Source organism: Arthrobacter sp. N199823, assembly GCF_002929705.1.
Taxonomy (GTDB): domain Bacteria; phylum Actinomycetota; class Actinomycetes; order Actinomycetales; family Micrococcaceae; genus Specibacter.
Map to the genome: position 1 here is coordinate 504,514 of NZ_PJIN01000003.1, position 23,526 is coordinate 528,039.

General features: G+C 58.6%; 33 protein-coding genes. All 33 read left to right on the plus strand.

Features of this window, described 5'->3' with window-relative positions:
• The first annotated feature begins 6 nt into the window (after window positions 1-6).
• The 33 genes from rpsS to glmM all read left to right on the plus strand — a co-directional run bounded on the left by rpsS (window position 7) and on the right by glmM (window position 23,487).
• Complete coding sequence (rpsS, locus tag CXQ93_RS09515) at window positions 7-288, plus strand: 30S ribosomal protein S19 (protein WP_019481497.1); 282 nt, start codon at window positions 7-9, stop codon at window positions 286-288.
• A gap of 38 nt (window positions 289-326) precedes the next feature.
• Window positions 327-692, plus strand: a complete 366-nt coding sequence (rplV, locus tag CXQ93_RS09520) for a 50S ribosomal protein L22 (RefSeq protein ID WP_062286637.1) — start codon at window positions 327-329, stop codon at window positions 690-692.
• Window positions 693-1,541, plus strand: a complete 849-nt coding sequence (rpsC, locus tag CXQ93_RS09525) for a 30S ribosomal protein S3 (protein WP_062286638.1) — start codon at window positions 693-695, stop codon at window positions 1,539-1,541. It begins immediately after the preceding gene.
• Window positions 1,542-1,958 carry a 50S ribosomal protein L16 gene (gene rplP, locus CXQ93_RS09530; protein WP_062286639.1) on the plus strand — a complete coding sequence of 139 codons (417 nt, stop codon included), beginning with the start codon at window positions 1,542-1,544 and terminating at the stop codon, window positions 1,956-1,958.
• 2 nt (window positions 1,959-1,960) lie between these two features.
• Window positions 1,961-2,284: a 50S ribosomal protein L29 gene (gene rpmC, locus CXQ93_RS09535; RefSeq protein ID WP_062286640.1), complete on the plus strand. Its 324-nt coding sequence runs from the start codon at window positions 1,961-1,963 to the stop codon at window positions 2,282-2,284.
• 62 nt (window positions 2,285-2,346) lie between these two features.
• Entirely contained in the window at window positions 2,347-2,577 is a 231-nt protein-coding gene (rpsQ, locus tag CXQ93_RS09540) for a 30S ribosomal protein S17 (RefSeq protein ID WP_062292996.1), read from the plus strand.
• Between the two features lie 587 nt (window positions 2,578-3,164).
• Window positions 3,165-3,533, plus strand: coding sequence for a 50S ribosomal protein L14 (rplN, locus tag CXQ93_RS09545; RefSeq protein ID WP_062286641.1), 369 nt, complete (start codon window positions 3,165-3,167; stop codon window positions 3,531-3,533).
• A gap of 3 nt (window positions 3,534-3,536) precedes the next feature.
• Window positions 3,537-3,899: a 50S ribosomal protein L24 gene (rplX, locus tag CXQ93_RS09550; protein ID WP_062286642.1), complete on the plus strand. Its 363-nt coding sequence runs from the start codon at window positions 3,537-3,539 to the stop codon at window positions 3,897-3,899.
• Entirely contained in the window at window positions 3,896-4,480 is a 585-nt protein-coding gene (gene rplE, locus CXQ93_RS09555) for a 50S ribosomal protein L5 (protein WP_062286643.1), read from the plus strand. Before rplX ends, rplE begins: the two co-directional genes overlap by 4 nt.
• 103 nt (window positions 4,481-4,583) lie before the next feature.
• A complete protein-coding gene (gene rpsH, locus CXQ93_RS09560) occupies window positions 4,584-4,982 on the plus strand; it encodes a 30S ribosomal protein S8 (protein ID WP_062286644.1) in 399 nt (132 codons plus the stop codon).
• Window positions 4,983-5,005: 23 nt separating this feature from the next.
• Window positions 5,006-5,542 carry a 50S ribosomal protein L6 gene (rplF, locus tag CXQ93_RS09565; protein WP_104110181.1) on the plus strand — a complete coding sequence of 179 codons (537 nt, stop codon included), beginning with the start codon at window positions 5,006-5,008 and terminating at the stop codon, window positions 5,540-5,542.
• Window positions 5,543-5,544: 2 nt separating this feature from the next.
• Entirely contained in the window at window positions 5,545-5,916 is a 372-nt protein-coding gene (rplR, locus tag CXQ93_RS09570) for a 50S ribosomal protein L18 (protein WP_044576453.1), read from the plus strand.
• 26 nt (window positions 5,917-5,942) lie between these two features.
• Window positions 5,943-6,614 carry a 30S ribosomal protein S5 gene (gene rpsE / locus CXQ93_RS09575; RefSeq protein ID WP_181036103.1) on the plus strand — a complete coding sequence of 224 codons (672 nt, stop codon included), beginning with the start codon at window positions 5,943-5,945 and terminating at the stop codon, window positions 6,612-6,614.
• Window positions 6,614-6,826 carry a 50S ribosomal protein L30 gene (gene rpmD, locus CXQ93_RS09580; protein ID WP_062286647.1) on the plus strand — a complete coding sequence of 71 codons (213 nt, stop codon included), beginning with the start codon at window positions 6,614-6,616 and terminating at the stop codon, window positions 6,824-6,826. Before rpsE ends, rpmD begins: the two co-directional genes overlap by 1 nt.
• Window position 6,827: 1 nt before the next feature.
• Complete coding sequence (gene rplO, locus CXQ93_RS09585) at window positions 6,828-7,307, plus strand: 50S ribosomal protein L15 (RefSeq protein WP_104110183.1); 480 nt, start codon at window positions 6,828-6,830, stop codon at window positions 7,305-7,307.
• 219 nt (window positions 7,308-7,526) lie between these two features.
• Window positions 7,527-8,852, plus strand: a complete 1,326-nt coding sequence (secY, locus tag CXQ93_RS09590; protein ID WP_104110184.1) for a preprotein translocase subunit SecY — start codon at window positions 7,527-7,529, stop codon at window positions 8,850-8,852.
• A complete protein-coding gene (locus CXQ93_RS09595; RefSeq protein ID WP_104110185.1) occupies window positions 8,849-9,433 on the plus strand; it encodes an adenylate kinase in 585 nt (194 codons plus the stop codon). Before secY ends, CXQ93_RS09595 begins: the two co-directional genes overlap by 4 nt.
• Before the next feature lie 114 nt (window positions 9,434-9,547).
• The gene (map, locus tag CXQ93_RS09600) at window positions 9,548-10,384 is read left to right on the plus strand and encodes a type I methionyl aminopeptidase (protein WP_104110186.1); all 837 of its coding nucleotides are present in this window, start codon (window positions 9,548-9,550) and stop codon (window positions 10,382-10,384) included.
• A gap of 310 nt (window positions 10,385-10,694) precedes the next feature.
• A complete protein-coding gene (locus CXQ93_RS09605) occupies window positions 10,695-11,609 on the plus strand; it encodes a glycerophosphodiester phosphodiesterase family protein (RefSeq protein WP_146073204.1) in 915 nt (304 codons plus the stop codon).
• Between the two features lie 3 nt (window positions 11,610-11,612).
• Entirely contained in the window at window positions 11,613-12,596 is a 984-nt protein-coding gene (locus CXQ93_RS09610; RefSeq protein WP_374953396.1) for a carbohydrate ABC transporter permease, read from the plus strand.
• Entirely contained in the window at window positions 12,596-13,510 is a 915-nt protein-coding gene (locus tag CXQ93_RS09615; RefSeq protein WP_104110188.1) for a carbohydrate ABC transporter permease, read from the plus strand. Before CXQ93_RS09610 ends, CXQ93_RS09615 begins: the two co-directional genes overlap by 1 nt.
• Window positions 13,511-13,610: 100 nt before the next feature.
• The gene (locus tag CXQ93_RS09620) at window positions 13,611-14,957 is read left to right on the plus strand and encodes an ABC transporter substrate-binding protein (RefSeq protein WP_104110189.1); all 1,347 of its coding nucleotides are present in this window, start codon (window positions 13,611-13,613) and stop codon (window positions 14,955-14,957) included.
• 230 nt (window positions 14,958-15,187) lie between these two features.
• Window positions 15,188-16,192 (plus strand): P1 family peptidase, encoded by a 1,005-nt coding sequence (locus CXQ93_RS09625; protein ID WP_104110190.1) that lies wholly within the window; start codon window positions 15,188-15,190, stop codon window positions 16,190-16,192.
• 160 nt (window positions 16,193-16,352) lie between these two features.
• On the plus strand, window positions 16,353-16,574 hold the full coding sequence (gene infA, locus CXQ93_RS09630; RefSeq protein ID WP_009358723.1) for a translation initiation factor IF-1: 222 nt from the start codon (window positions 16,353-16,355) through the stop codon (window positions 16,572-16,574).
• Window positions 16,575-16,603: 29 nt separating this feature from the next.
• A complete protein-coding gene (gene rpmJ / locus CXQ93_RS09635; RefSeq protein WP_011775570.1) occupies window positions 16,604-16,717 on the plus strand; it encodes a 50S ribosomal protein L36 in 114 nt (37 codons plus the stop codon).
• 191 nt (window positions 16,718-16,908) lie between these two features.
• Window positions 16,909-17,286 (plus strand): 30S ribosomal protein S13, encoded by a 378-nt coding sequence (rpsM, locus tag CXQ93_RS09640; protein WP_062286656.1) that lies wholly within the window; start codon window positions 16,909-16,911, stop codon window positions 17,284-17,286.
• A 107-nt stretch (window positions 17,287-17,393) separates the two neighbouring features.
• Window positions 17,394-17,795, plus strand: coding sequence for a 30S ribosomal protein S11 (gene rpsK, locus CXQ93_RS09645; RefSeq protein WP_038464649.1), 402 nt, complete (start codon window positions 17,394-17,396; stop codon window positions 17,793-17,795).
• A 131-nt stretch (window positions 17,796-17,926) separates the two neighbouring features.
• Complete coding sequence (locus CXQ93_RS09650; protein ID WP_062286657.1) at window positions 17,927-18,937, plus strand: DNA-directed RNA polymerase subunit alpha; 1,011 nt, start codon at window positions 17,927-17,929, stop codon at window positions 18,935-18,937.
• A gap of 85 nt (window positions 18,938-19,022) precedes the next feature.
• Window positions 19,023-19,517: a 50S ribosomal protein L17 gene (gene rplQ, locus CXQ93_RS09655; protein WP_104110191.1), complete on the plus strand. Its 495-nt coding sequence runs from the start codon at window positions 19,023-19,025 to the stop codon at window positions 19,515-19,517.
• Between the two features lie 105 nt (window positions 19,518-19,622).
• Window positions 19,623-20,522 (plus strand): tRNA pseudouridine(38-40) synthase TruA, encoded by a 900-nt coding sequence (gene truA, locus CXQ93_RS09660; RefSeq protein WP_258068780.1) that lies wholly within the window; start codon window positions 19,623-19,625, stop codon window positions 20,520-20,522.
• A 259-nt stretch (window positions 20,523-20,781) separates the two neighbouring features.
• Window positions 20,782-21,225: a 50S ribosomal protein L13 gene (gene rplM, locus CXQ93_RS09665; protein WP_104110192.1), complete on the plus strand. Its 444-nt coding sequence runs from the start codon at window positions 20,782-20,784 to the stop codon at window positions 21,223-21,225.
• A 37-nt stretch (window positions 21,226-21,262) separates the two neighbouring features.
• Window positions 21,263-21,778, plus strand: a complete 516-nt coding sequence (gene rpsI / locus CXQ93_RS09670) for a 30S ribosomal protein S9 (protein ID WP_082634092.1) — start codon at window positions 21,263-21,265, stop codon at window positions 21,776-21,778.
• 347 nt (window positions 21,779-22,125) lie between these two features.
• Window positions 22,126-23,487, plus strand: a complete 1,362-nt coding sequence (glmM, locus tag CXQ93_RS09675; protein WP_104110193.1) for a phosphoglucosamine mutase — start codon at window positions 22,126-22,128, stop codon at window positions 23,485-23,487.
• The last annotated feature ends 39 nt before the right edge of the window (window positions 23,488-23,526 follow it).

Sequence of the window (23,526 nt, forward strand, 5' to 3'; positions counted from 1 at the left end):
GGAGACATGCCACGTAGCCTGAAAAAGGGTCCCTTCGTTGACCAGCACCTCTTTGTAAAGGTAGCTAGGGAAAACGACAAGGGCACCAAGAACGTAATTAAGACCTGGTCCCGTCGATCGATGATCATCCCGGACATGCTGGGTCACACGATCGCCGTACACGATGGTCGCAAGCACATCCCCGTGTTTGTAACTGAGTCGATGGTCGGGCACAAGCTCGGCGAATTCGCCGCAACGCGGACATTCCGCGGCCATGTCAAGGACGACCGTAAGGGCAAGCGCCGCTAGGCGCTTGTCAATACGGCAAAGACGAGAGAGAGATAGCAATGGAAGCCAAGGCAAGTGCGCGTCATCTGCGCGTAACGCCTATGAAGGCCCGGCGCGTCGTCAACCTGATTCGTGGCAAGCAGGCGAATGAGGCATTGGCGATTTTGAAGTTTGCCCCCCAGGCAGCTTCGGAGCCGGTCTTCAAGGTAGTCCAGTCCGCAGTGGCAAATGCCCGCGTTCTGGCGGATCGCGATAGCATCGCGTTCAACGAAAATGATCTTTACATCAGCGAAATTTTCGTTGATGAGGGCCCGACCATGAAGCGGTTCCAACCGCGTGCTCAGGGTCGTGCGTTCGAGATCAAGAAGCGCACCAGCCACGTCACAGTGGTTGTCGCTACCCCCGTGAAAGAGGAGGCTCGCTAAGTGGGACAGAAAGTAAACCCGCACGGGTTCCGACTCGGTATCACCACGGATCACCGTTCACATTGGTTCGCGGACAGCAACAAGCCCGGCCAGCGTTACAAGGACTTCGTAAAAGAAGACATCCAGATCCGCGCACTCATGTCCACGGGCATGGACCGCGCAGGTATTTCCAAGGTTGAGATCGAGCGCACCCGTGACCGTGTACGTGTGGATATCCACACCGCACGTCCCGGAATTGTTATCGGTCGTCGTGGAGCAGAAGCAGACCGCATTCGCGGCGAGCTCGAAAAGCTCACCGGCAAGCAGGTTCAGCTGAACATCTTGGAAGTCAAGAACCCGGAAGCTGATGCTCAGCTCGTTGCCCAGGGCATCGCAGAGCAGCTGACCTCACGTGTGGCTTTCCGCCGCGCGATGAAGAAGGCAATGCAGTCCGCACAGCGCACCGGCAGCGTCAAGGGCATCCGTGTCGCTTGTGCTGGTCGCTTGGGTGGCGCTGAAATGTCACGCACCGAGTTCTACCGCGAAGGTCGTGTGCCCCTGCACACCCTGCGTGCCAACATCGATTACGGCTTCTTCGAAGCCAAGACCGTGTTCGGCCGTATTGGTGTCAAGGTCTGGATCTACAAGGGCGATGTCACGTCCAAGGAACTGGCTGCTCAGGCAGCTGCTGCTCCTGCCCGTGGCCGTGGCCCGCGTCGTGACGGCGATGACCGCGGAGCCCGCGGTCCCCGCGCCGGTGGCGACCGTCGTCGTAACGACCGTCCTGAGCGCACCGAGGCAGCTGCCGCGGTTGAAGCTCCTGTAGCTGCAGAGGTTGCGGCTCCGGCAGTAGAAGGAGGAGAGGCGTAAATGCTTATCCCACGTCGCGTAAAGCACCGTAAGCAGCACCACCCCGGTCGTTCGGGTCAGGCTACTGGCGGCACCGTGGTTTCATTCGGCGAGTGGGGCATTCAGGCCCTCACGCCGGCATATGTAACCAACCGTCAGATCGAGTCTGCTCGTATCGCAATGACTCGCCACATCAAGCGTGGCGGTAAGGTGTGGATCAACATCTACCCCGACCGTCCCTTGACGAAGAAGCCTGCTGAAACCCGCATGGGTTCCGGTAAGGGTTCTCCCGAGTGGTGGATCGCAAACGTCAAGCCGGGTCGTGTTCTCTTTGAACTCTCCGGTGTATCAGAAGAGGTAGCACGCGAGGCATTGCGCCTGGCAATCCACAAGCTGCCGTTGAAAGCACGCATTGTGCGTCGCGAAGGTGGTGAGTAGAGATGTCAGTTGGTTCCAAGGAACTTGCCCCTGCACAGCTTGACGGGTTTGACAATGCACGTCTTGTCGAAGAACTCCGCAAGGCAAAGGAAGAACTGTTCAACCTGCGCTTCCAGTCGGCCACCGGCCAGCTGGAAAGCCACGGTCGTTTGCGCGTTGTAAAGCGCGACATCGCCCGCATCTACACAGTGCTGCGTGAGCGCGAGCTGGGCATTCGCCCGGACGTCGTTGCCGCTGCACCCGTGGAGAAGGCCTCCAAGAAGGCTGACAAGGAAGCCAAGAAGGCCTCCAAGAAGGCTGAAGCAACAGAGGAGGACGCCAAGTGAGCGATTCTGTAGACAACACCGAAAACGGCGCGGAGACTCTCGTTCGTAACGAGCGCAAGAAGATGCGCGGTTACGTAGTTTCCGACAAGATGGACAAGACCATCGTTGTTGAGGTTGAAGACCGCGTAAAGCACGCTCTTTACGGTAAGGTTCTTCGCCGCAACAAGAAGGTCAAGGCCCACGACGAAGAGAACAGCGCCGGCATCGGCGACCTCGTCGTCATCAGCGAGACCCGCCCGCTCTCCGCAACCAAGCGTTTCCGCCTGGTTGAGATCGTAGAGAAGGCTAAGTAAGCCAACTCACGCACTTGTGCGTGGTTGATTACTAAAATGTTGGGCCCGTTGCCACTTGTGGCGGCGGGCCCAACATCGTTTAACACCCAATGCTCGACGGCGCTCCTCGCCTGCGGTGGTCCCGGTGGTTGACCGCCATTTTTCCGGCGACTATCCGGCCCGTCGGCCGCGGGCGGCCTTTGGGGCCTCCTTTACGTCGCCTACAAAAAATGTCGGCTCAACCACCGGCGGCCCGAGGGTTGGCCACGCCGTGTGGGGGAGGTAACGCCTTTGGTGGGCTGGCAGCGTACCTTCAGGTTCCGCCGTCGTGCTAGGATTATTTATTGCTGCGCCTTTTCTGTGCCGCCGTTTTCGGCAGTGACAGTAGGTGCGCAATTACCTCGTAAATGCTCGTGCCACTACAAACTGCCGTTCGATGCGCGGATTTATCCACGTTCCCGGTGCGGAAAGTGCAGTTGGCATGAGGTATTTAGGCGTGTTTTGGCAAAATCCAGGCACGTCGAGAGACATCCCGAACAATACGTTCCGCAAGGCTTGTTCACAGATACATTGTGTCCAAGAACCGGCGCGACGAACAGGAGACACTAGTGATTCAGCAGGAGTCGCGGCTTAAGGTTGCCGACAACACGGGTGCCAAGGAAATCTTGACAATCCGCGTTCTCGGTGGATCTGGGCGCCGCTACGCAGGCATTGGCGACACAATCGTCGCTACCGTCAAGGATGCAATTCCGGGCGGAAACGTTAAGAAGGGTGACGTCGTTAAGGCTGTCATCGTTCGCACCAAGAAGGAACGCCGCCGTGCGGATGGTTCCTACATCAAGTTTGATGAGAATGCAGCTGTCATTCTCAAGGCTGACGGGGACCCCCGCGGTACCCGTATCTTCGGCCCGGTTGGCCGTGAACTTCGTGATAAGAAATTCATGAAGATCATCTCGTTGGCTCCGGAGGTGCTGTAACTTATGGCAAAGATCAAGAAGGGTGACCTGGTTCAGGTCATCACAGGCGCCAAGGCTGAGCGTGGCGGCGACCGTGGCAAGCAGGGCAAGGTCCTGAAGGTGTACTCCGAAACCAACCGCGTGTTGGTCGAGGGCGTAAACCGTGTCACCAAGCACACTAAAGCCGGTCAGACGGAACGTGGCACCAACACTGGTGGCATCGAAATCGTCGAGGCTCCCATTCACATCTCAAACGTTGCTGTAGTGGACCCGTCCACGAAGAAGCCGACTCGCGTTGGTTACCGCACCGAAATCGTTGAGCGCGATGGCCGCAAGCGTGAAGTACGCATCCGCGTTGCCAAGACCTCGGGGAAGGATCTGGCATGAGCGCCGCAGTAGCAGAGAACACACCCAAGATCACACCTCGCCTGAAGACCCGCTATGCAGCGGAAATCAAGGCTGGTCTGGTTGAGGAGTTCAAGTACTCAAACGTTAACCAGGTTCCGCGCTTGGTCAAGGTTGTTGTCAACATGGGTGTTGGAGATGCCGCTAAGGACTCCAAGCTCATTGACCACGCAGTCCGCGACCTCACCGCCATCACCGGCCAGAAGCCCCAGGTTTCCAAGGCTCGCAAGTCGATCGCTCAGTTCAAGCTGCGCGAAGGCATGCCGATTGGTTGCCACACGACTCTCCGTGGAGATCGTATGTGGGAATTCCTGGACCGCTTGGTCACGCTGGCTCTGCCCCGTATCCGCGACTTCCGCGGCCTCAGTGGCAAGCAGTTTGACGGCAACGGCAACTACACCTTCGGTCTGACCGAGCAGGTTATGTTCCACGAGATCGACCAGGATTCCATTGACCGCCCCCGCGGTATGGACATCACTGTCGTGACCACAGCCAAGACCGATGACGAAGGCCGTGCGCTGCTTAAGGCACTCGGCTTCCCGTTCAAATCCGAAGATAAATAATCTACGTAACAGGTCCGTTCAGCGGGTATAAAGTGTGCGAATTCAATTCGCCCACTTTGTTGCCACGCGAAGGAAACCGTTTCGAGGAAGGGCAAGCGCCCAAATGACAATGACAGATCCTGTCGCAGACATGCTTACGCGTCTGCGCAACGCAAACTCGGCACACCACGACACCGTGACCATGCCGTTTAGCAAGCTTAAGGGCCACATCGCCGACATCCTCAAGGCACAGGGTTACATCTCTGCCTGGAAGGTTGAAGACGCTGAGGTTGGCAAGAAGCTGACCATCGACTTGAAGTACGGCCCCGCACGTGAGCGTTCAATCGCTGGCCTGCGCCGTATCTCCAAGCCCGGACTGCGCGTTTACGCAAAGTCCACGAACCTCCCCAACGTTTTGGGTGGTTTGGGTGTCGCTATCCTGTCGACGTCTTCAGGTCTTTTGACCGACCGTCAGGCTGCCAAGAAGGGCGTGGGTGGGGAAGTCCTCGCCTACGTCTGGTAGTAGAGAGAGAAGGGAAATAACTTATGTCACGTATTGGACGTCTCCCCATCTCCGTGCCTGCCGGCGTTGAGGTCAAGATTGCAGACAGCCTTGTTTCCGTCAAGGGCCCGAAGGGAACGCTGGAACTTAATGTTTCCAGCCCCATCACGGCTTCGATCGACGAGAACATCATCACCGTTAGCCGCCCCAATGATGAGCGCACTTCGCGTTCACTCCACGGTCTGACTCGTACCCTCATTGACAACCTGATCATCGGTGTCACTGCTGGCTACGAAAAGAAGCTGGAAATTGTTGGTACCGGTTACCGCGTAGTCGCCAAGGGCAAGGACCTCGAGTTCGCTCTTGGTTTCAGCCACCCGGTCCTCATTGAGGCACCGGAAGGCATCACACTGGCCGTAGAGAGCCCCACAAAGCTCTCCGTGTCAGGAATTAGCAAGCAGCAGGTGGGCGAAGTTGCTGCCAACATCCGCAAGCTGCGCAAGCCCGACCCGTACAAGGGTAAGGGCGTTCGCTACGCTGGCGAGATCATCCGCCGCAAGGTCGGAAAGGCTGGTAAGTAACCATGGCACTATCCGTACGAGGAAAGTCCAAGGCCGCAGCACGCGGCCGTCGTCACCTGCGAGTTCGCAAGCGCGTCAGCGGAACGACTGTGCGTCCGCGCCTGGTCGTCAACCGTTCAGCCCGCCACGTATTTGTTCAGGTCATCGATGACACTCAGGGTCTGACCCTGGTTTCAGCATCGACCCTGGAAGCAGACATGCGCGCATTTGACGGTGACAAGACCGCCAAGGCTAAGCGCATTGGTGAGCTCGTTGCAGAGCGCGCCAAGGCTGCCGGTATCGAAGCTGTTGTCTTCGACCGCGGCGGTAACCGCTACCACGGCCGTGTTGCAGCTATTGCTGACGGCGCACGTGAAGGCGGTCTGGCACTGTGACCGAAAACATCAACAAGGAGAACACTGTGTCAGAAGCAACTGCAGCTGACGGTGCAACCGCGAAGACTGAAACTGCTGCTGGCGCCGATAACGCCCGTGGCCGTGGCGGTCGCGACGGTGCTCGTGGAGGCCGCGACGGTGGCCGTGGCCGCGGTGGCCGTGACGGTGGACGCGAGGCTGAGAAGAGCCAGTTCATCGAGCGCGTTGTCAACATCAACCGTGTTGCCAAGGTTGTCAAGGGTGGTCGTCGCTTCAGCTTCACCGCTTTGGTAATCGTCGGCGACGGCAACGGCATGATCGGTGTTGGCTACGGTAAGGCTAAGGAAGTTCCTGCCGCTATTGCCAAGGGTGTTGAAGAAGCTAAGAAGTCCTTCTTCCGCGTTCCCATGGTTGGCAAGACCATCCCTCACCGCGTACAGGGCGAGGCCGCTGCAGGCGTCGTTATGTTGCGTCCGGCTGCAGCTGGTACCGGTGTTATTGCCGGTGGCCCGGTTCGCGCCATCTTGGAATGCGTTGGCATCCATGACGTGCTGTCCAAGTCTCTCGGTTCCTCAAACGCCATCAACATTGTTCACGCGACTGTTGCTGCTTTGAAGAGCCTGGAAGACCCCAAGGCTGTTGCGGCTCGCCGTGGCTTGCCGTTGGATGAAGTTGCTCCGGCTGTGCTGTTGCGCAATATGCAAAAGGCGGGTCTGTAATGACTACACCGAAGAACGTTCAGCCTTCTGACAAGAAGCTGGAAATCACTCAGATCAGGGGCGTCGTTGGCGTCAAGCAGTTCCAGAAGGATACCCTTCGCTCACTGGGTCTCAAGCGCATCGGTCACTCCGTTGTTCGCTCGGCTGACGCTGTGACTGTTGGCATGATCAACACGGTTCCGCACCTGCTCAAGGTTGAGGAGACGAAGTAAAGTGGCTGAAAAGAACACTGCTGAGACTGTTGAAAAGCAGAATGCACTCAAGGTCCACCACCTGCGTCCCGCACCGGGCGCCAAGACGGCTAAAACCCGTGTTGGCCGTGGTGAAGGATCCAAGGGTAAGACCGCAGGTCGCGGTACCAAGGGTACCAAGGCTCGCTACCAGGTAAAGGCTGGCTTTGCTGGCGGCCAGCTGCCGTTGCACATGCGTCTGCCCAAGCTGCGTGGCTTCAAGAACCCGTTCCGCGTTGAGTTCCAGGTTGTAAACCTGGACAAGCTGAACGAGCTCTTCCCCGAAGGTGGCATTGTCACCGTCGAGGCACTCGTTGAAAAGGGTGCGGTTCGCAAGAACCAGCCCGTGAAGGTGCTGGGCACCGGCGATATCACCGTCAAGGTTGACATCACCGCTCACGCATTCTCCACAAGCGCAATCGCCAAGATTGCTGCTGCCGGTGGAACCACTACTGAACTCTAATAAGTTCACGAGTGCGCACATCTAGCGACTAGACTCTTGGTGGACGGAACTTACGGTTCCGTCCACCAAGAGTCTTTCGTTTTATCCGGATGTTTCCGAATGCCCGGATAATGCGCCTATGTTATGCGTAACAGTGCCGATGCGAGCTGCATCACCCACTAGACTCTTTCCTTGGGCCTCATTTAAGAAGCCACTCATCACTACACATCAGGAGGACGCTTGCTTACCGCATTTGGCCGCGCCTTTCGCACGCCTGATCTGCGACGCAAGTTGTTGTTCACGCTGGGAATTATTGCCATCTTCCGCTTGGGCGCTTTCATCCCCTCGCCTGGAATTGATTACCGAAATGTCCAACAGTGCGTGAATGCTGCTGACACAAGCCAAGGTATTTACCAGCTTGTGAACTTGTTCAGTGGCGGCGCCTTGCTTCAGGTTTCCATTTTTGCTTTGGGAATCATGCCTTACATCACGGCTAGCATCATCGTGCAGCTGCTCCGCGTAGTGATCCCCCGCTTCCAGGAACTTCACCTTGAGGGTGCTCAGGGTCAAGGCAAGCTCACCCAGTACACGCGTTACTTGACGATTGCACTGGCTTTGCTCAATGCCACCACCTTGGTAACCCTTGCACGCTCTGGCCAGCTCTTTGCTGGTTGTGGTGCTGCAGGCTCCCCGGGCGCCTTGATTCCCAATGACAGTTTGATCACCATCTTGTTGCTCATCATCACCTTGACTGCCGGTTCCGGTTTGATCATGTGGATGGGCGAGCTCGTCACTGAAAAGGGTGTCGGCAACGGCATGTCCTTGCTGATCTTCGTGGCTATCGCCGCCCAGTTCCCCACCTCCCTTGGCGCCATCCTGAAGACTCAGGGTTGGGGCACCTTCTTGACGGTGCTGGTCATTGGTTTGGTGGTAGTTGCTTTGGTTGTGTTCGTTGAGCAGTCTCAGCGCCGCATCCCTGTGCAGTACGCCAAGCGCATGGTTGGCCGCCGCACTATGGGCGGTACCAGCACGTACATCCCGATCAAGGTCAACATGGCTGGCGTTATCCCCGTCATCTTTGCCTCCTCGATGCTGTACCTGCCGGCCTTGCTCGCGCAGTTTGCCACACCGGCGAACAGCACGGATCTGCCAGCTTGGGTCGAATGGATCAATAACTACCTCACCCGTGGTGACCACCCGATCTACATGATGTTCTACTTCCTGTTGATCCTCGGTTTCACGTACTTCTACGTTGCCATCACCTTCAACCCTGAAGAAGTGTCAGACAACATGAAGAAGTACGGCGGATTCATTCCCGGCATCCGCGCAGGCCGTCCCACACAGGACTACTTGCAGTACGTTATTTCTCGCATCACGCTCCCGGGTGCGCTGTACCTGGGCATTATTGCCCTGATCCCCTTGATCGCGCTGGTCTTGGTTGGGGCAAACCAGAACTTCCCATTCGGCGGAACCTCAATCCTCATTGTGGTCGGTGTTGGTTTGGAGACAGTGAAGCAAATTGATGCACAACTCCAACAGCGCCACTACGAAGGGTTATTGCGATGACAAGAATGCTGATTATTGGACCTCCCGGGTCAGGAAAAGGCACACAGGCGGAACGCATCTGTGGAGAGCTGGACATCGTAGCCATCTCCACGGGCGATATCTTCCGCGCCAATGTGAAGGGTGAGACACCCCTGGGCGTTGAGGCGAAGAAGTACATCGACAACGGTGACTTTGTGCCCGACAGCGTCACCAACCGGATGGTTCGCGATCGGCTCGCTCAGAGTGATGTGGCAGAGGGCTTCCTTTTGGACGGCTACCCGCGCACCTCACCCCAGGTGGACGAACTGGATGACATCTTGGCCTCGGCAAACGCCAGCTTGGATGTTGTTGTGCAGTTGACCGCCGACGACGAAGAACTCGTCAAGCGCCTGTTGGGCCGTGCGCAGGAGACCGGTCGTAGCGATGACACTGAAGCAGTCATCCGTCACCGGTTGGATCTCTACCGTGAACAGACTGAGGTTGTAGTGTCCCGCTATGCGGAGCGCGGCATTTTGGCCAAGGTCGACGGTCTCGGCGAGATGGACGACGTGACATCACGTGTCATGGAAGCCATCAACAAGTTCAAGGGCGACAACGCCTAGCAAGCAGTAAGTTTTATCAATCCGTGCCGCATAGGCGCTGGGTTGTGAAGGAGGGCTTCTTCCCGCACCATGGGAAGGAGCCTTCAATCATTTTCGAAGCGAAAGGATTCTTTCATGGCGTTTGGCCAGCAAAGAATTGAGTACAAGACCATCGATCAGATGCGCATCATGCGCCGCAGCGGGCTGATCCTCGACGCGGCACTGAAGGCCACCATCGCAGCTGTCGCCCCGGGCGTAACCACGGGCGAGCTGGATGCCATCTTTGCCGGGGAATTGAAAAAGGCCGGAGCCAAGTCCAACTTCTTGGGCTACTACGATTTCCCTGCCACCATTTGCACCTCAGTCAATGAGGAAGTGGTGCACGGCATTCCTGGAGCGCGGGTACTGGAAACCGGGGACTTGATCTCCATTGATGGCGGCGCCATTGTGGAAGGCTGGCACTCCGACTCGGCGCGTAGCACCATTGTTGGCGGCGCCGCCGCGGAGGATCCTGCTGACCGTCGGCTCTCCGACATCACCGAAGAGAGCATGTGGGCCGGCATTGCGGCCATGGCCTCAGCCAAGTACGTGGGCGACATTGGCGACGCCATAGACGAATACGTCACCTCACAGTCCGGCCCGGAACTGGGTATCTTGGAGGACTACGTCGGTCACGGCATCGGATCCGCCATGCACATGCCCCCGGACGTACTGAACTACTCCTCCAAGCACCGCGGCCCCAAGCTGAAGGCAGGCATGTGCCTGGCTATCGAACCCATGCTGGTTCGCGGCAACTTGGAAACCATCACCCTTGGCGATGACTGGACGGTTGTCACCAAGGACAAGTCGCGCGCAGCTCACTGGGAACACTCAGTGGCCGTGCATGCCAAGGGCATTTGGGTACTCACCGCGGACGACGGCGGTGCGGAGCGACTTGCGCCGTATGGCGTCACCCCGGTCTCGCTAGATTAGTCCCCAGCTCCTCCCCAATGAAAAACGCTGGCGCGTTTTTCATTGGGGCCCCTCGGAGCTGTGGGCCCAACGTTCTGCTTTACTCGGGAGCGTGGGCCCAACGCCATGCTTGGCTCAAGTGCGACCCAACAACTGGGGCCCCTCGGAGCTGTGGGCCCAACGTTCTGCTTTACTCGGGAGCGTGGGCCCAACGCCCTGTTTGGCTCGAGTGCGGCGCCTAGTTAGTCATAGTTGAACCCCGGTTCCAGTCTTCACTGGAGCCGGGGTTCAACTATTTAAGTCGTATTTGCCTGCTGTCCACCTTGCCGCCATGCATTGGGACACTGCGCTGCGTACCTTGGTCGAGGAAGCCCAAGGACTGCGCAAAGACACAATGGCAGTCCTCCTTGAAAACCACAAAGAGGAGTGCAGCATCATGCGCATCTTTGCCCACCGGGGCGTATCAGCTCACTTGCCGGAGAACACCAAGGCTGCCTTCGCGCGCGCCATTGAACTTGGCATTGACGGCATCGAGCTCGATGTCCATTTGTCCGCTGATCGCATCCCCGTAGTGATCCACGACGACACCGCTGACCGCACCACGAACGGCACGGGAGGCATCGGTGAATTCACTGCCCGACAGCTGGGGCTCCTTGATGCCGGCGCCGGGGAGTCTGTGCCCACCTTGTCCGAGGTTCTGGCCATGGCCGCCGGGAAACTACGTGTCAACATTGAACTCAAGGACGCCACGTCTGTGGAACCAATCGTTCAGGTAGTCACCGAGGCCACTGGTGTTGATTGGTTTGCCTCCTCGGCAGATTGGGGAGCACTGGCAGAATTGCGCCGACTGTTGCCCGATGCCAAAACGTATCCGCTGTGCGTAGGGAACCTGGAAAAGCTGAGCGCTCTCTTGTCCCGAGACGACGACGCAGACCAGTTCGCGGGCCGCGGAATTCAGGCGGCCATTGATTTCGCCGTTGAGCACGGCGGTGAAGGCGTCTCCATTTGGGAAGGCGGTCTGGACCACGACGACATTGCCCGCATCCACGCGGCCGGACTACAGGTCTGGGTCTGGACTGTCAATGATCCCGAACGCGCACTGGAACTGCTGGAAATGGGAGCCGACGCGGTCTGTACCGATGACCCGGAACTCATCCAGCAGATTCTTCCATCGCAGTGCTCAGCCGACGCGCCGTCTGCTGCGGTTGAGTCCGCTGTGTTGGAATCCGCTTCGCTGGGGGGCTAGATCGTGACCCAACTCGCCACGGCGCAGTCTGGCAAGAGCAAGCCCAACACTAAGGCGGCTGGCAGCACCCCACGAATGACCCGGAACGCCTCCATGGTGCCGCAGCGCAAGCGGCGCACACCGTGGAAGTCTTGGCTGCTGTTCCTCGCCTTTGCCGGACCCAACGTCGCACTGCTGATCATCTTCACGTACAAACCGCTGATTCAATCGCTGCAGTACTCGCTGTTGCAGTGGAACATTGGCTCCGCCACCGCCCGCTTTATTGGGCTGGATAACTACACGAACTGGTTCAGCGATCCAGCCACCGCCAACGTTGTCCGAGTCACCGTCATCTTCACGGTATTCACCGTTGGTGGCGGCATGGTGCTGGGACTCTCGCTGGCGCTCCTGCTGAACCGCAAGCTGCGCGGTACGGGACTGGCTCGAACGGTAGTCGTCGCGCCCTACGTACTCTCCGGAGTCGCCGTCGGACTTCTTTGGCTTTTTGTCTTTGACCCTAACTTCGGGATCCTGGGGGCGGTACTGAAAGCCGTGGGTTTGAGCTCACCAGACTGGTATAACGATCCCCAATGGGCACTACCCATGCTCATCGTGGTTTACCTGTGGAAAAACGTGGGCTACGTAGCCCTGATTTATTTAGCTGCGCTACAAGCTGTGCCCCGCGATCTGATCGAGGCCGCGACCTTGGACGGCGCAGGCGCCTGGGCTTGCTTTAGGAACGTGGTGCTGCCGCTGCTGGGCCCCACCACGTTCTTCCTGTCCGTAACCACATTGCTGAGCTCGTTGCAGTCCTTCGACATCATTCAGGCAATGACGCAGGGCGGGCCGCTGGAGGGCACTACCACCATGATGTACCAGATCTATCAGGAAGGCTTCGCTACCGGGCGGGCCGGGTACTCCTCGGCGATCGCCACAGTGTTGTTCGTGGTCCTCCTGATCATCACAGCTGTGCAGATGCTGGTTGTCCAAAAGAAGGTGCATTACTGATGAGTGCTGATGTAAAAGACAAGCACGCTGTGACCGGCGCTGTGAAACGCTCAGTGACAGGGAATGTTCCGGCCACGCCCAGCAAGATCGGATGGGTCTCCCGGGGCCGGCTGAGCGGGTATCTGCTGCTCGCGGTTGCCGTTGCCGCCATGATTCTGCCGCTGGTGTGGATGATGCTGGCCAGCTTCAAGAAGCGGGACGAAATTTACACAGTCCCCATCCAGTGGCTGCCCGCCAGCTTTGAGCTCTCCAACTACTTCGCCGCGCTGGAGGCCGTACCGTTTGGCAACTTCTTCATCAACTCGCTCATCACCACGGTGGTGGGCGCCACCTTGAAGATTGCGCTGGGCCTGACCACCGCTTATGCAGTGGTGTTCTTGGATTTCCCGTTCAAAAAATATGTGTTCGCTCTGGTGGTCTTCGCACTGCTGATCCCACAACAGATCGTGATCATCCCCAACTACACCCTGATTTCTGATCTGGGCTGGATCAACACCTATCAGGGGCTGATCGTTCCTGGCCTGGCCAGCGCATTTGGCACGTTCCTCTTCCGGCAGCATTTCTTGACCTTGCCCATCTCCGTCCTGGAAGCGGCAGCGCTCGACGGGGCCAGCCATTGGCGCCGGCTCTGGACGTTTGTGGTGCCCATTTCCGCACCAACCATCGCCGCCGTGGCGCTTGTCTCCATTGTGTCGGAGTGGAACGAGTACCTCTGGCCGCTACTGGTGGTGGACCGTGCCGAGATGATGACCCTGCCTGTGGGCTTGACCCTCTTGCAGAACAACGACGGCGTGACTAACTGGGGCGTGCTCATGGCCGGCACGGTGCTCATCACCGTGCCGGTACTGATCGTGTTCTTCCTGCTGCAGCGGCGCATCGTCACGGGACTCACCTCCGGCGCCGTGACCGGCTGAGCCACACTCTTCCTTCCCTCGAATTCCCTCGAATCTGCAACATCATAATCGTGCCCTCCGCAGCCCTGCGGGTGTGGCAACTAAAGTCAAGGAGAACAGCATGAACGCTTCACCCTTTGCCAACTTGAACCGTCGCCAGTTGCTGCAGCTGGCAGCCCTTGTTGGTGGCTCCGCAGCCTTGGCAGCGTGTGGGGGACCAGCCGTTGGAGAAGCCGGCGGCGCGGCCACTGACAAGGCCACCGACTGGACAACTGTGACGCCCGCCAAAGAGATCACCTGGTGGTCCAATCACCCCGGCACGTCCAAGGACCTTGAAACTGAACTCATCAAGCGCTTCACCGCGGAAACTGGTATCAAGGTCAACCTCGTGACGGCCGGAGCCAACTATGACGAGGTGGCGCAGAAGTTCCAGGCCTCGACTGGCTCCAGCAACGTCCCCGATCTGGTGATCGCCAGCGATGTCTGGTGGTTCCGTTACATGATCAATGGCCAGATCCTGCCGCTGGAGGCGTTGGCTGCGCACTTGGAAATGGATACTGCTGACTTCAACACCACCCTCTACAACGATTACGAGTTCGGTGACTCTCACTGGGCCGTTCCTTACGCCCGCTCCACCCCGCTGTTCTATTACAACAAGTCAGTGTGGAAGAAGGCCGGACTGCCTGACCGCGCCCCCAAGACGTGGGCTGAATTTGATGAGTGGGCACCCAAGATTGCCGCCACATCGATCACCCCATTGGGTCTAGGCAAGGGCACGTCATGGAGCGCATGGTGGTTCTGCAACATGCTCTGGGGCGCCGGTGGAGCTTACTCCAAGGACTGGACGCTCACCTTGGATACCCCTGAGGCACTCGAGGCTGCCAAGTACCTGCAGAAGATTGTGTATGAGGACAAGAGCGCGGCCGTTACCGCCAAGGACCAGGTGGCCGATTTCGGTGCCGGGCTGACCGGTTGCACCATTGCCTCAACAGGATCCCTCACAGGGCTTCTGGACGCTGCCAAGTTCGACGTCGGAACGGGCTTCCTGCCCGAAGGCGCCAAGGGTGTGGCTTGCCCCACGGGCGGGACCGGCTTGGCGATCCCCGCATCGAAATCGCCCGAACAGCAGCTGGCTGCTGGCATGTTCTTGAAGTTCCTGACGAACGCCGAGAACACCGCCTACTTCTCCTCCAATACCGGTTACATGCCGGTACGTACCTCAGCTGTGGAGGGCGAGGCCATGAAGGCCGTTTACGCCGAGAAGCCGCAGTTCCGCACAGCTGTTGATCAGCTGGCCACCACCCGTGTCCAGGACTGGGGCCGCGTGTTTGTTCCCAATGGCGACAAGGACCTCACCACAGCGATTGAGAAGATCATGCTCCAGCAGGCCGACCCCACCGAAGCATTTGCCACGGCCGCGGCCTCCATCACGAAGTCTTACGAAGAGAACGTGTTGCCTTACCTGTAAACGATCTACTCTAGAATGGCCCGCAATGAACGGGTGAAAAGTCCCAGCCCCGGGACCTTTCGCCTGTCCCTGCGGGCCATTTTGTGGTTCGGGGCGACACCACTCTGTTGATTCCGTGTCGATACTGGGTCGATTCCTTGTCGACTCCGTGGTGAATATCGGGGCCCCGGTAGATAATCAAGACACGGCAGTTAGTGCACCACAACACCGGCGACGAGGGAGTTCAGCTGATGTCTCAGGGAGCAACACAGGGAAGAGCACAGGGAAATACCGAGGTGGAATCACACGGATCCATCACCGATGTGCCCGGCATTCGGGTGGGGCAGGCTCAACGCCGCACCGAGGGCTGGCTCACCGGCGTCAGCGTGGTGCTACCGCCGCCGGAGACCATTGGCTCCGTTGACGTCCGCGGCGGCGGACCGGGCACCCACGAGACTGACGCGCTGGATCCTTCCACCATGGTTTCCACCGTTGACGCGGTGGCGCTGACGGGCGGCAGCGCTTACGGGCTCGCCGCGGCCGGGGGAGTGCAGCGATGGTGCGAGGAGAATGGACGCGGCTTTCGCGTGCCCGGTGGCGTGGTGCCCATTGTTCCGGCGGCAGCCATTTTCGATCTGGGGCGTGGAGGTGACTTCTCGGCGCGGCCCACCCCGGATATGGGCTACGAGGCGGCACTTGACGCGGCGAGCTCAACGGAAGGGGCCGACGTCGTTCGTGGAAATGTGGGTGCCGGAACAGGAGCCGCCCTTGGGGCTGGCAAGTTTAAAGGTGGGCTCGGCACAGCATCCGTGAAGCTCACAGGAGCGAATGCGCACATTGTGGTGGGGGCGCTGGCCGTGGTCAACGCAGCAGGCATCCCGTGGCAACCGGGTCAGCGGGCGCCAATAGCGGGGGAGGGGCTGAACACCACACTGGCGGTGGTGGCTACGAATGCGAGGCTCACGGTTGCCGAGGCGAAACGGACGTCAACTGCAGCGCATGCCGGCATGGCGCGGGCGCTGAATCCGGTCCACACGCTGGCCGACGGCGACACCATCTTTACGCTTGCCACCTGCGCCGAACGGCTGGTGCCGCACCCGGACATGCCCGTGGCAGCGCTGATTGAGCTGCAATCGGCTGCGGCCGAGGCAGTACGGCTGGCTATCTTGGATGGTGTGGCTTGTGCAGAGGCCGTGCACACCCCGGCGGGGACCCTGTTACCGTACCCAGGAGGGCCGCTGCAGGGGTCAATTTAACTTATTTGCATAATTGCACTAGAGTAGGTTGTTGGTTGTCTGTGCCTGCCCATCAATGGGATGTGCACGGGTAAGCAATAATCAGTAGCAAATCGAACGCCGTACATAACCAGTTCCTCAAGGAGCTGCGAAAGACGGCGCAACAAAGTTAGCGGAGGATATGGCCAAGAAAGACGGGGTCATTGAAATCGAGGGCGTTGTGACGGAAGCGCTGCCCAACGCGATGTTTCGTGTTGAGCTGACGAACAAGCACATCGTTCTTGCCCATATTTCAGGAAAAATGCGCCAGCACTACATTCGTATCCTTCCTGAGGACCGAGTTGTGGTGGAGCTGAGCCCGTACGACCTTACACGAGGTCGTATCGTCTACCGCTACAAGTAACCACAACTGCAATCACGCAAAGGAATGCCATGAAGGTCAAGCCGAGCGTCAAGCAGATCTGCGATAAGTGCAAGGTGATTCGCCGTAACGGTCGAGTCATGGTGATCTGCGAGAACCCGCGCCACAAGCAGCGCCAGGGCTAATTTCCTTCTTTTGAAGGAAACCCCGGGCTCATGCTCACGCAAGTAAATTAATAAGGCAGCACAAGTTGGACGAAGGCGAATCTAGGTTCGCAACCGGACAATGGACCCCTGGTCGGAGGCCAGGGCCGCATTCACAAAATATGCGGGTGTACTGCCTACGACCTCCGGTTTACACATAGGAGCAGCCAAATATGGCACGTCTCGCTGGCGTAGACCTTCCCCGCGAAAAGCGGCTGGAAGTAGCGCTTACATACATCTACGGCGTGGGCAAGACCCGTGCAAAGAATGTCCTGGCCGAAACGGGTATTTCCCCGGACGTCCGTGTCAAGGACCTTTCTGACGCTGAACTCGTTCAGTTGCGTGACAACATCGAGGGTAACTACAAGGTTGAGGGTGACCTTCGCCGCGAAGTAGCAGCTGATATCCGCCGCAAGGTTGAAATCGGTAGCTACCAGGGTATCCGCCACCGTCGTGGCATGCCCGTGCACGGTCAGCGCACGAAGACCAACGCACGTACCCGTAAGGGTCCGAAGCGTACCGTCGCTGGCAAGAAGAAGGCCGGCAGGTAAATCCCGCTAGCCGGCTTGAAAGGTTGCGTAAGCAGCTGCTCAGGATGCTGGCAAGCGTGGGCTTTAGCCTATGCCGACCCCTCATTAAACTTTAGTAGGAGAATAAAATGCCCCCAAAGACTCGGGGCGCGGTTCGTAAGCCGCGTCGCAAGGATAAAAAGAATATTGCGCTGGGCCAGGCGCACATTAAGAGCACCTTTAACAACACCATCGTTTCCATCACGGATCCGAACGGTGCTGTCATTTCATGGGCTTCTGCCGGTGAAGTTGGTTTCAAGGGCTCGCGTAAGTCAACTCCGTACGCTGCACAGATGGCTGCTGAAGCAGCTGCCAAGCGCGCACAGGAGCATGGCCTTCGCAAGGTTGACGTTTTCGTAAAGGGTCCGGGCTCGGGCCGCGAAACGGCTATCCGTTCGTTGCAGGCTGCTGGTCTTGAAGTTGGGTCCATCTCGGACGTAACGCCCAGCGCCCACAACGGTTGCCGTCCGCCCAAGCGCCGTCGCGTATAACGAGAATTAAAGCAACAGAGTTGGCCTCCACTCCGGTGGGGGCCAACTCCGCCGCCGTTAACTCTCGTCAGTCGCCATTTCCACTACCTGTGTTGCGTCATATAGCGGATGCTCGCTGAAAGGAAAACCCAGTGCTCATTGCACAGCGCCCCACCCTATCTGAAGAAGTAGTTTCCGAGAATCGCTCACGGTTCATCATTGAACCGCTGGAGCCCGGCTTCGGTTACACCTTGGGAAATTCACTGCGTCGGACCCTGCTGTCCTCCATCCCTGGCGCTGCTGTCACCAGCATCCGCCTCGATGGCGTACTGCACGAGTTCACCACGGTTCCCGGTGTTAAGGAAGATGTCACTGAGATCATCCTGAACATCAAGGGCCTCTCCGTGTCTTCGGAGCATGACGAGCCCGTCGTCGCCTACCTGCGCAAGCAGGGCCCTGGCGTTGTTACGGCTGCCGACATTGCTCCTCCGGCCGGTGTGGAATTCCACAACCCTGACATGCATATTGCCACGCTGAACTCGAAGGGCAAGTTCGAACTCGAACTGACCATCGAGCGCGGTCGCGGCTACGTTTCAGCAGCTCAGAACAAGAACGTAGATCAGGAAATTGGCCGTATCCCGGTTGACTCCATCTACTCACCCGTTTTGAAGGTGACCTTCCGCGTGGAGGCTACCCGTGTTGAACAGCGCACCGACTTTGACAAGCTGATTGTTGATGTAGAGACCAAGCAGGCTATCTCCCCGCGAGATGCCATTGCCTCTGCCGGCACCACGCTGGTTGAATTGTTCGGTTTGGCTCGCGAGCTGAACACTGCCGCTGAAGGTATTGAGATTGGTCCGTCCCCGACGGATGCCGCTCTTGCCGCAGACATGGCCCTGCCGATCGAGGATCTGGACCTGACGGTTCGTTCCTACAACTGCCTCAAGCGTGAGGGCATCCACTCCGTGGGTGAACTCGTTGCTCGCTCCGAGGCTGACCTGATGGACATTCGTAACTTCGGTGCGAAGTCCATCGACGAGGTAAAGGCAAAGCTGGTTGAGCTCGGTCTCTCCCTGAAGGATTCCCCTCCAGGATTTGATCTTGCCGCCCGTGCCGCAGCCCTTGATGAGAACGACGACGCTTTCGGCGACGACGAACTCTAAAGTTCGAACAACAATTTTTTAGTCGGCCGGGCGGATGTGCCTGACACATCCGCCACGGTTCGGCTGACACTTGAGGAGAAACACCATGCCTACACCCGCTAAGGGTCCCCGCCTCGGAGGCGGAGCGGCTCACGAGCGCCTGATGCTCGCGAACCTGTCCGCTGCTCTGTTCGAGCACAAGCGGATCACCACCACCTTGACCAAGGCCAAGCGCCTGAGCCCCTACGCAGAGCGACTGGTAACTTTCGCAAAGCGTGGAGACTTGTCTTCACGCCGCCGCGTTCTCGGCCTGATCAGCGACAAGGGCATTGTCCATGAGCTGTTCACCGACATCGCCAAGGCTGTAGAAAACCGCGATGGCGGCTACACCCGCATCACCAAGATCGGCAACCGTAAGGGCGACAACGCTCCCATGGCTGTCATCGAGCTCGTTCTGGAGCCGGTCAGCGCTAAGCAGGCCGTTGTGAAGGAAGCTACCGCTGCCGCCGTCAAGGCTGCCCCGGTTGAAGAAGCCCCGGTTGAAGAAGTTGTAGAGACCGAAGTAGTAGCTGACGAAGCTGCTGCTGAAGAGTCCAAGTAAGGACTAAGCGAAAGCTTAGATTTTGCTAAGAAGGACCCGTTGCCCCCTAGGGGTGACGGGTCCTTCTGCGTCGGTGCCAGGCATAGGGCCGGTAGAATTGTTTCCATGCACAATCCGAAAATGACCCCCGAATACCGAGGCCTGATTCGGGCACGCTTGGACATTGCGTACGACGGCGGACCCTACAGTGGGTGGGGCATTCAAACAGTCGAGCGCACAGTCCAGGGCGTGATTGAAGAAGCCCTGACGCTGATCATTCGCCGCTCCGTTCGGTTGACTGTGGCCGGGCGTACGGACGCCGGTGTTCACGCTCGCGGACAGGTGGCGCACTTCGATGTCACCCCCGAAGAGTGGGACGGGCTCCGGAGAGGGCACGATACCGCCCCGGAGGAATCGCTCAAGAGGCGACTCAACGGCGCGCTCGGCAGTGTTCTGCGCGAACTCCGCGGGACCGTGCAGATCGTGGATGCCTCACGGGCTCCCCAGGGCTTTGATGCGCGCTTCTCCGCTCTCTGGCGCCGTTACAGCTACCGCATTGCTGATGGCTCCACCCATAAAGACCCCTTGCAACGGGCCCTGACGCTGTGGCATGAACAGGACCTGGACGTGGCTTTGATGAATCAAGCCGCGGCACCCTTGCTAGGGCTGCAGGACTTTGCGGCCTTCGCCAAGCCGCGGGAAGGGTCAACAACCGTGCGGACTCTCCAGCGCTTTGATTTCCAGCAGGATCTTGATGGTGTGATTAACCTCAACATTCAGGCTGATGCTTTCTGCCACAACATGGTCCGAGCACTACTTGGGGCAGCCTTGCGGATCGGCGAGGGGCAAGAGGCTCCGGAGTGGATGTATGAGCGATTAATCGCGGGAATCCGGGACGCAAAGTCAGTTTTGGCCGCTCCGCACCCGCTGATCCTGGAGGAAGTTCACTACCCGCACGAGACCGCAATGCATGAAAGGGCAGTGCTCACACGAACCCGCCGGGCCGTTCCTGAGCCCGTTCTGTGAAGGATTGCTGAGTTTCACGGATCCCCGCTTTGACCCAGCCCCATTATTAAAGGTATCGTTGGTAGTCGTTGTGCGTGTCCTATCCCGATACCACGCGCCCGTTACAGGTCCGGTTGCAGGACTACCACTGAACGGGCGTCATCGGGAAGTGTAAGGATGACTGGTGTTAGAGCCCTCACCTCTGTTCCGGTAAACGCATAGATAGCAGGTGTCAACCATCTGTGACACCACCTAAGAACAAGAAACGAAGGCAAAAACCGTGCGTACGTATACCCCGAAGCCCGGCGATATCTCCCGTCAGTGGCACATCATTGATGCCAACGACGTTGTCTTGGGCCGTCTTGCCAGCCAGACCGCAACACTGCTGCGTGGAAAGCACAAGCCGACCTTCGCTCCCTATATGGATATGGGCGATTTCGTCATCATCATCAACGCCGAGAAGGTTGCCCTGACCGGCGCCAAGCTCGAACAGAAGCGCGCTTACCGCCACTCGGGTTTCCCGGGCGGCCTGTCAAGCGTCAACTATGCAGAACTGCTGGAGAAGAACCCGGTTCGCGCAGTGGAGAAGGCCATCGCTGGCATGCTCCCGAAGACCAAGCTGGGCAACGCTCAGATCAGCAAGCTGAAGGTCTACCGCGGCGCCGAGCACCCCCATGCAGCACAGCAGCCTCAGACTTTCGAAATTACCCAGGTCGCCCAGTAGTCCTGGCCACCGCCTAAATCATTAACCAAGGAGAATCGTGGCTCAGAACACTGAAGAGCTGAACACCGAGGCCGTTGTGGCCGAGGAAGAAGTTTTGACTAGCTACACGAGCGAAAGCTCAGCTGCAGCAGATGCAGCACCCAAGAAGGAACGCCCGGCACTGACCGTCTCAGGCGCAGCTGTTGGCCGTCGCAAGCAGGCAATTGCCCGCGTTCGCGTCGTACCCGGCACCGGCAAGTGGGTTGTTAACGGCCGCGAGCTGTCCAACTACTTCCCGAACAAGCTGCACCAGCAGGAAGTCAACGATCCGTTCCGCCTCCTGGACCTGGACGGTGCCTACGATGTTTGGGCCCGCATCCACGGTGGTGGCCCCTCAGGCCAGGCCGGTGCTTTGCGTCTTGGCGTTGCTCGTTCCTTGAACGAGATCGACACCGAGAACAACCGCGCCATCCTGAAGAAGGCTGGCTTCTTGACTCGTGACGCTCGCGTCATCGAGCGTAAGAAGGCTGGTCTCAAGAAGGCTCGTAAGGCTTCGCAGTACTCCAAGCGCTAATCCAAGCCTCCCCGGACCTCGTGCCTCGGCACGGGACCCTAGGCTTGTTTTAGTTCTCGGCTCCACAAGCGCTAAATTCAGCGCTACCAAAAATCCCCTGTTCGCTTCTGCGAACAGGGGATTTTTTGTGTTCCCGGCCCAGTTTGGTGGGAACAGCTGCCGTTTGACGTTTTTCGCTAGGGTTCAAACGGTAGCGGAAACGTCAAACGGCAGCGGATTCTTAGCACGGTGGAGCTGGAGCGTTACGCCCCGCACTTGGGCCGAACTTGTGAAGGGCGGGGGATTGTGTCAGAGGGCATGGCGGCTAGGGGCCGGTTTTCTGCGCTCGATGATTTAGACTGAACCTGATGTCAAGATTATTTGGAACAGACGGTGTCCGCGGTTTGGCCAATGGCCTGCTGACGGCTGAATTGGCCCTATCCCTCGCCCAGGCTGCAGCTGTAGTGCTGGGTCATGAGCAAATGAGCGAGGGTAAGCGCCCCCGTGCGGTGATTGCCCGCGACCCACGAGCCAGTGGGGAGTTCATTGCTGCTGCCGTGGAGGCAGGGCTGGCGAGTGCCGGCGTCGACGTATATGACGCAGGCGTGCTCCCCACTCCGGCGGCGGCGTTTTTGATTGCGGATCTGGGTGCCGACTTCGGCGTCATGATCTCCGCCTCCCACAATCCTGCACCGGATAACGGCATTAAATTCTTTGCTAGGGGCGGCACGAAGCTTCCCGACGATGTCGAGGACGCCATTGAGGCCCAGCTGCAGCAGAACGCCTTCCGCCCGACAGGGGTGGATGTGGGCCGCATCCAGCGCTTCTCAGACGCTGAGGACCGCTACATTGTGCACCTGCTCGGCACCCTGCCGCACCGCCTTGACGGCCTCAAGGTTGTCTTGGACTGCGCTCATGGTGCTGCCAGCGGATGTTCACCTCAGGTATTCACCGATGCCGGGGCCCAGATTACTGTCATCGGTGCCGATCCTGATGGCTTGAACATCAACGACGGCGTTGGCTCTACACATTTGGAGCTCCTGCAGGAAACCGTCCTTGCCACCGGTTCAGATCTGGGTATTGCCCATGACGGCGATGCCGACCGCTGCTTGGCCGTGGACCATGAAGGCAACATCATTGACGGCGATCAGATCATGGCCGTTTTGGCTCTCGCTCAGAAGGCTGCAGGCGAGCTCAAGGATGATGTCCTGGTGGCCACCGTCATGAGTAACCTCGGGTTGAAGATTGCCTTGCGCAATGCTGGCATCACCATCCACGAAACAGGTGTGGGCGATCGCTACGTCCTCGAGGAGATGCGGCGTGGAGATTACACGTTGGGCGGGGAGCAGTCCGGTCACGTGATCTTCTCCAAGTACGCCACCACTGGTGATGGTCTCCTGACAGGTCTGCAACTGGCTGCCCAGGTCGCCAAGACTGGTAAGAGCCTCAAGGAACTGGCAAGCGCCATGACCAAACTGCCGCAGATCATGATCAACGTCAAGAACGTTGACAAGAGCCGGGCATCGTCCATGCCGGCCATTAACGCTGCTGTTGCGAAGGCCGAAGCTGAGTTGGGCGATACCGGGCGTGTCTTGCTGCGTCCCTCAGGTACCGAGGCGCTGGTTCGCGTCATGGTCGAGGCTGCAGACGTTGAAACCGCAGAGCGCATTTGCAATGACCTCGTCACCGTTGTCAGGTCGGAGCTCTCGCTCCAAGTAAGTCAGATGTAGAGCCAGACCCGAACACATGAAGACATAGAGAAGGCGGCA

What these genes read in the sequence shown, in the direction of transcription:
- rpsS (WP_019481497.1), top strand. Translation starts at nt 7, where the DNA reads ATGCCACGTAGCCTGAAAAAGGGTCCCTTCGTTGACCAGCACCTCTTT.
- rplV (WP_062286637.1), top strand. Translation starts at nt 327, where the DNA reads ATGGAAGCCAAGGCAAGTGCGCGTCATCTGCGCGTAACGCCTATGAAG.
- rplP (WP_062286639.1), top strand. Translation starts at nt 1,542, where the DNA reads ATGCTTATCCCACGTCGCGTAAAGCACCGTAAGCAGCACCACCCCGGT.
- rpmC (WP_062286640.1), top strand. Translation starts at nt 1,961, where the DNA reads ATGTCAGTTGGTTCCAAGGAACTTGCCCCTGCACAGCTTGACGGGTTT.
- rpsQ (WP_062292996.1), top strand. Translation starts at nt 2,347, where the DNA reads ATGCGCGGTTACGTAGTTTCCGACAAGATGGACAAGACCATCGTTGTT.
- rplX (WP_062286642.1), top strand. Translation starts at nt 3,537, where the DNA reads ATGGCAAAGATCAAGAAGGGTGACCTGGTTCAGGTCATCACAGGCGCC.
- rplE (WP_062286643.1), top strand. Translation starts at nt 3,896, where the DNA reads ATGAGCGCCGCAGTAGCAGAGAACACACCCAAGATCACACCTCGCCTG.
- rpsH (WP_062286644.1), top strand. Translation starts at nt 4,584, where the DNA reads ATGACAATGACAGATCCTGTCGCAGACATGCTTACGCGTCTGCGCAAC.
- rplF (WP_104110181.1), top strand. Translation starts at nt 5,006, where the DNA reads ATGTCACGTATTGGACGTCTCCCCATCTCCGTGCCTGCCGGCGTTGAG.
- rplR (WP_044576453.1), top strand. Translation starts at nt 5,545, where the DNA reads ATGGCACTATCCGTACGAGGAAAGTCCAAGGCCGCAGCACGCGGCCGT.
- rpmD (WP_062286647.1), top strand. Translation starts at nt 6,614, where the DNA reads ATGACTACACCGAAGAACGTTCAGCCTTCTGACAAGAAGCTGGAAATC.
- CXQ93_RS09595 (WP_104110185.1), top strand. Translation starts at nt 8,849, where the DNA reads ATGACAAGAATGCTGATTATTGGACCTCCCGGGTCAGGAAAAGGCACA.
- map (WP_104110186.1), top strand. Translation starts at nt 9,548, where the DNA reads ATGGCGTTTGGCCAGCAAAGAATTGAGTACAAGACCATCGATCAGATG.
- CXQ93_RS09605 (WP_146073204.1), top strand. Translation starts at nt 10,695, where the DNA reads ATGCATTGGGACACTGCGCTGCGTACCTTGGTCGAGGAAGCCCAAGGA.
- CXQ93_RS09615 (WP_104110188.1), top strand. Translation starts at nt 12,596, where the DNA reads ATGAGTGCTGATGTAAAAGACAAGCACGCTGTGACCGGCGCTGTGAAA.
- CXQ93_RS09620 (WP_104110189.1), top strand. Translation starts at nt 13,611, where the DNA reads ATGAACGCTTCACCCTTTGCCAACTTGAACCGTCGCCAGTTGCTGCAG.
- CXQ93_RS09625 (WP_104110190.1), top strand. Translation starts at nt 15,188, where the DNA reads ATGTCTCAGGGAGCAACACAGGGAAGAGCACAGGGAAATACCGAGGTG.
- infA (WP_009358723.1), top strand. Translation starts at nt 16,353, where the DNA reads ATGGCCAAGAAAGACGGGGTCATTGAAATCGAGGGCGTTGTGACGGAA.
- rpmJ (WP_011775570.1), top strand. Translation starts at nt 16,604, where the DNA reads ATGAAGGTCAAGCCGAGCGTCAAGCAGATCTGCGATAAGTGCAAGGTG.
- rpsM (WP_062286656.1), top strand. Translation starts at nt 16,909, where the DNA reads ATGGCACGTCTCGCTGGCGTAGACCTTCCCCGCGAAAAGCGGCTGGAA.
- rpsK (WP_038464649.1), top strand. Translation starts at nt 17,394, where the DNA reads ATGCCCCCAAAGACTCGGGGCGCGGTTCGTAAGCCGCGTCGCAAGGAT.
- rplQ (WP_104110191.1), top strand. Translation starts at nt 19,023, where the DNA reads ATGCCTACACCCGCTAAGGGTCCCCGCCTCGGAGGCGGAGCGGCTCAC.
- truA (WP_258068780.1), top strand. Translation starts at nt 19,623, where the DNA reads ATGCACAATCCGAAAATGACCCCCGAATACCGAGGCCTGATTCGGGCA.
- glmM (WP_104110193.1), top strand. Translation starts at nt 22,126, where the DNA reads ATGTCAAGATTATTTGGAACAGACGGTGTCCGCGGTTTGGCCAATGGC.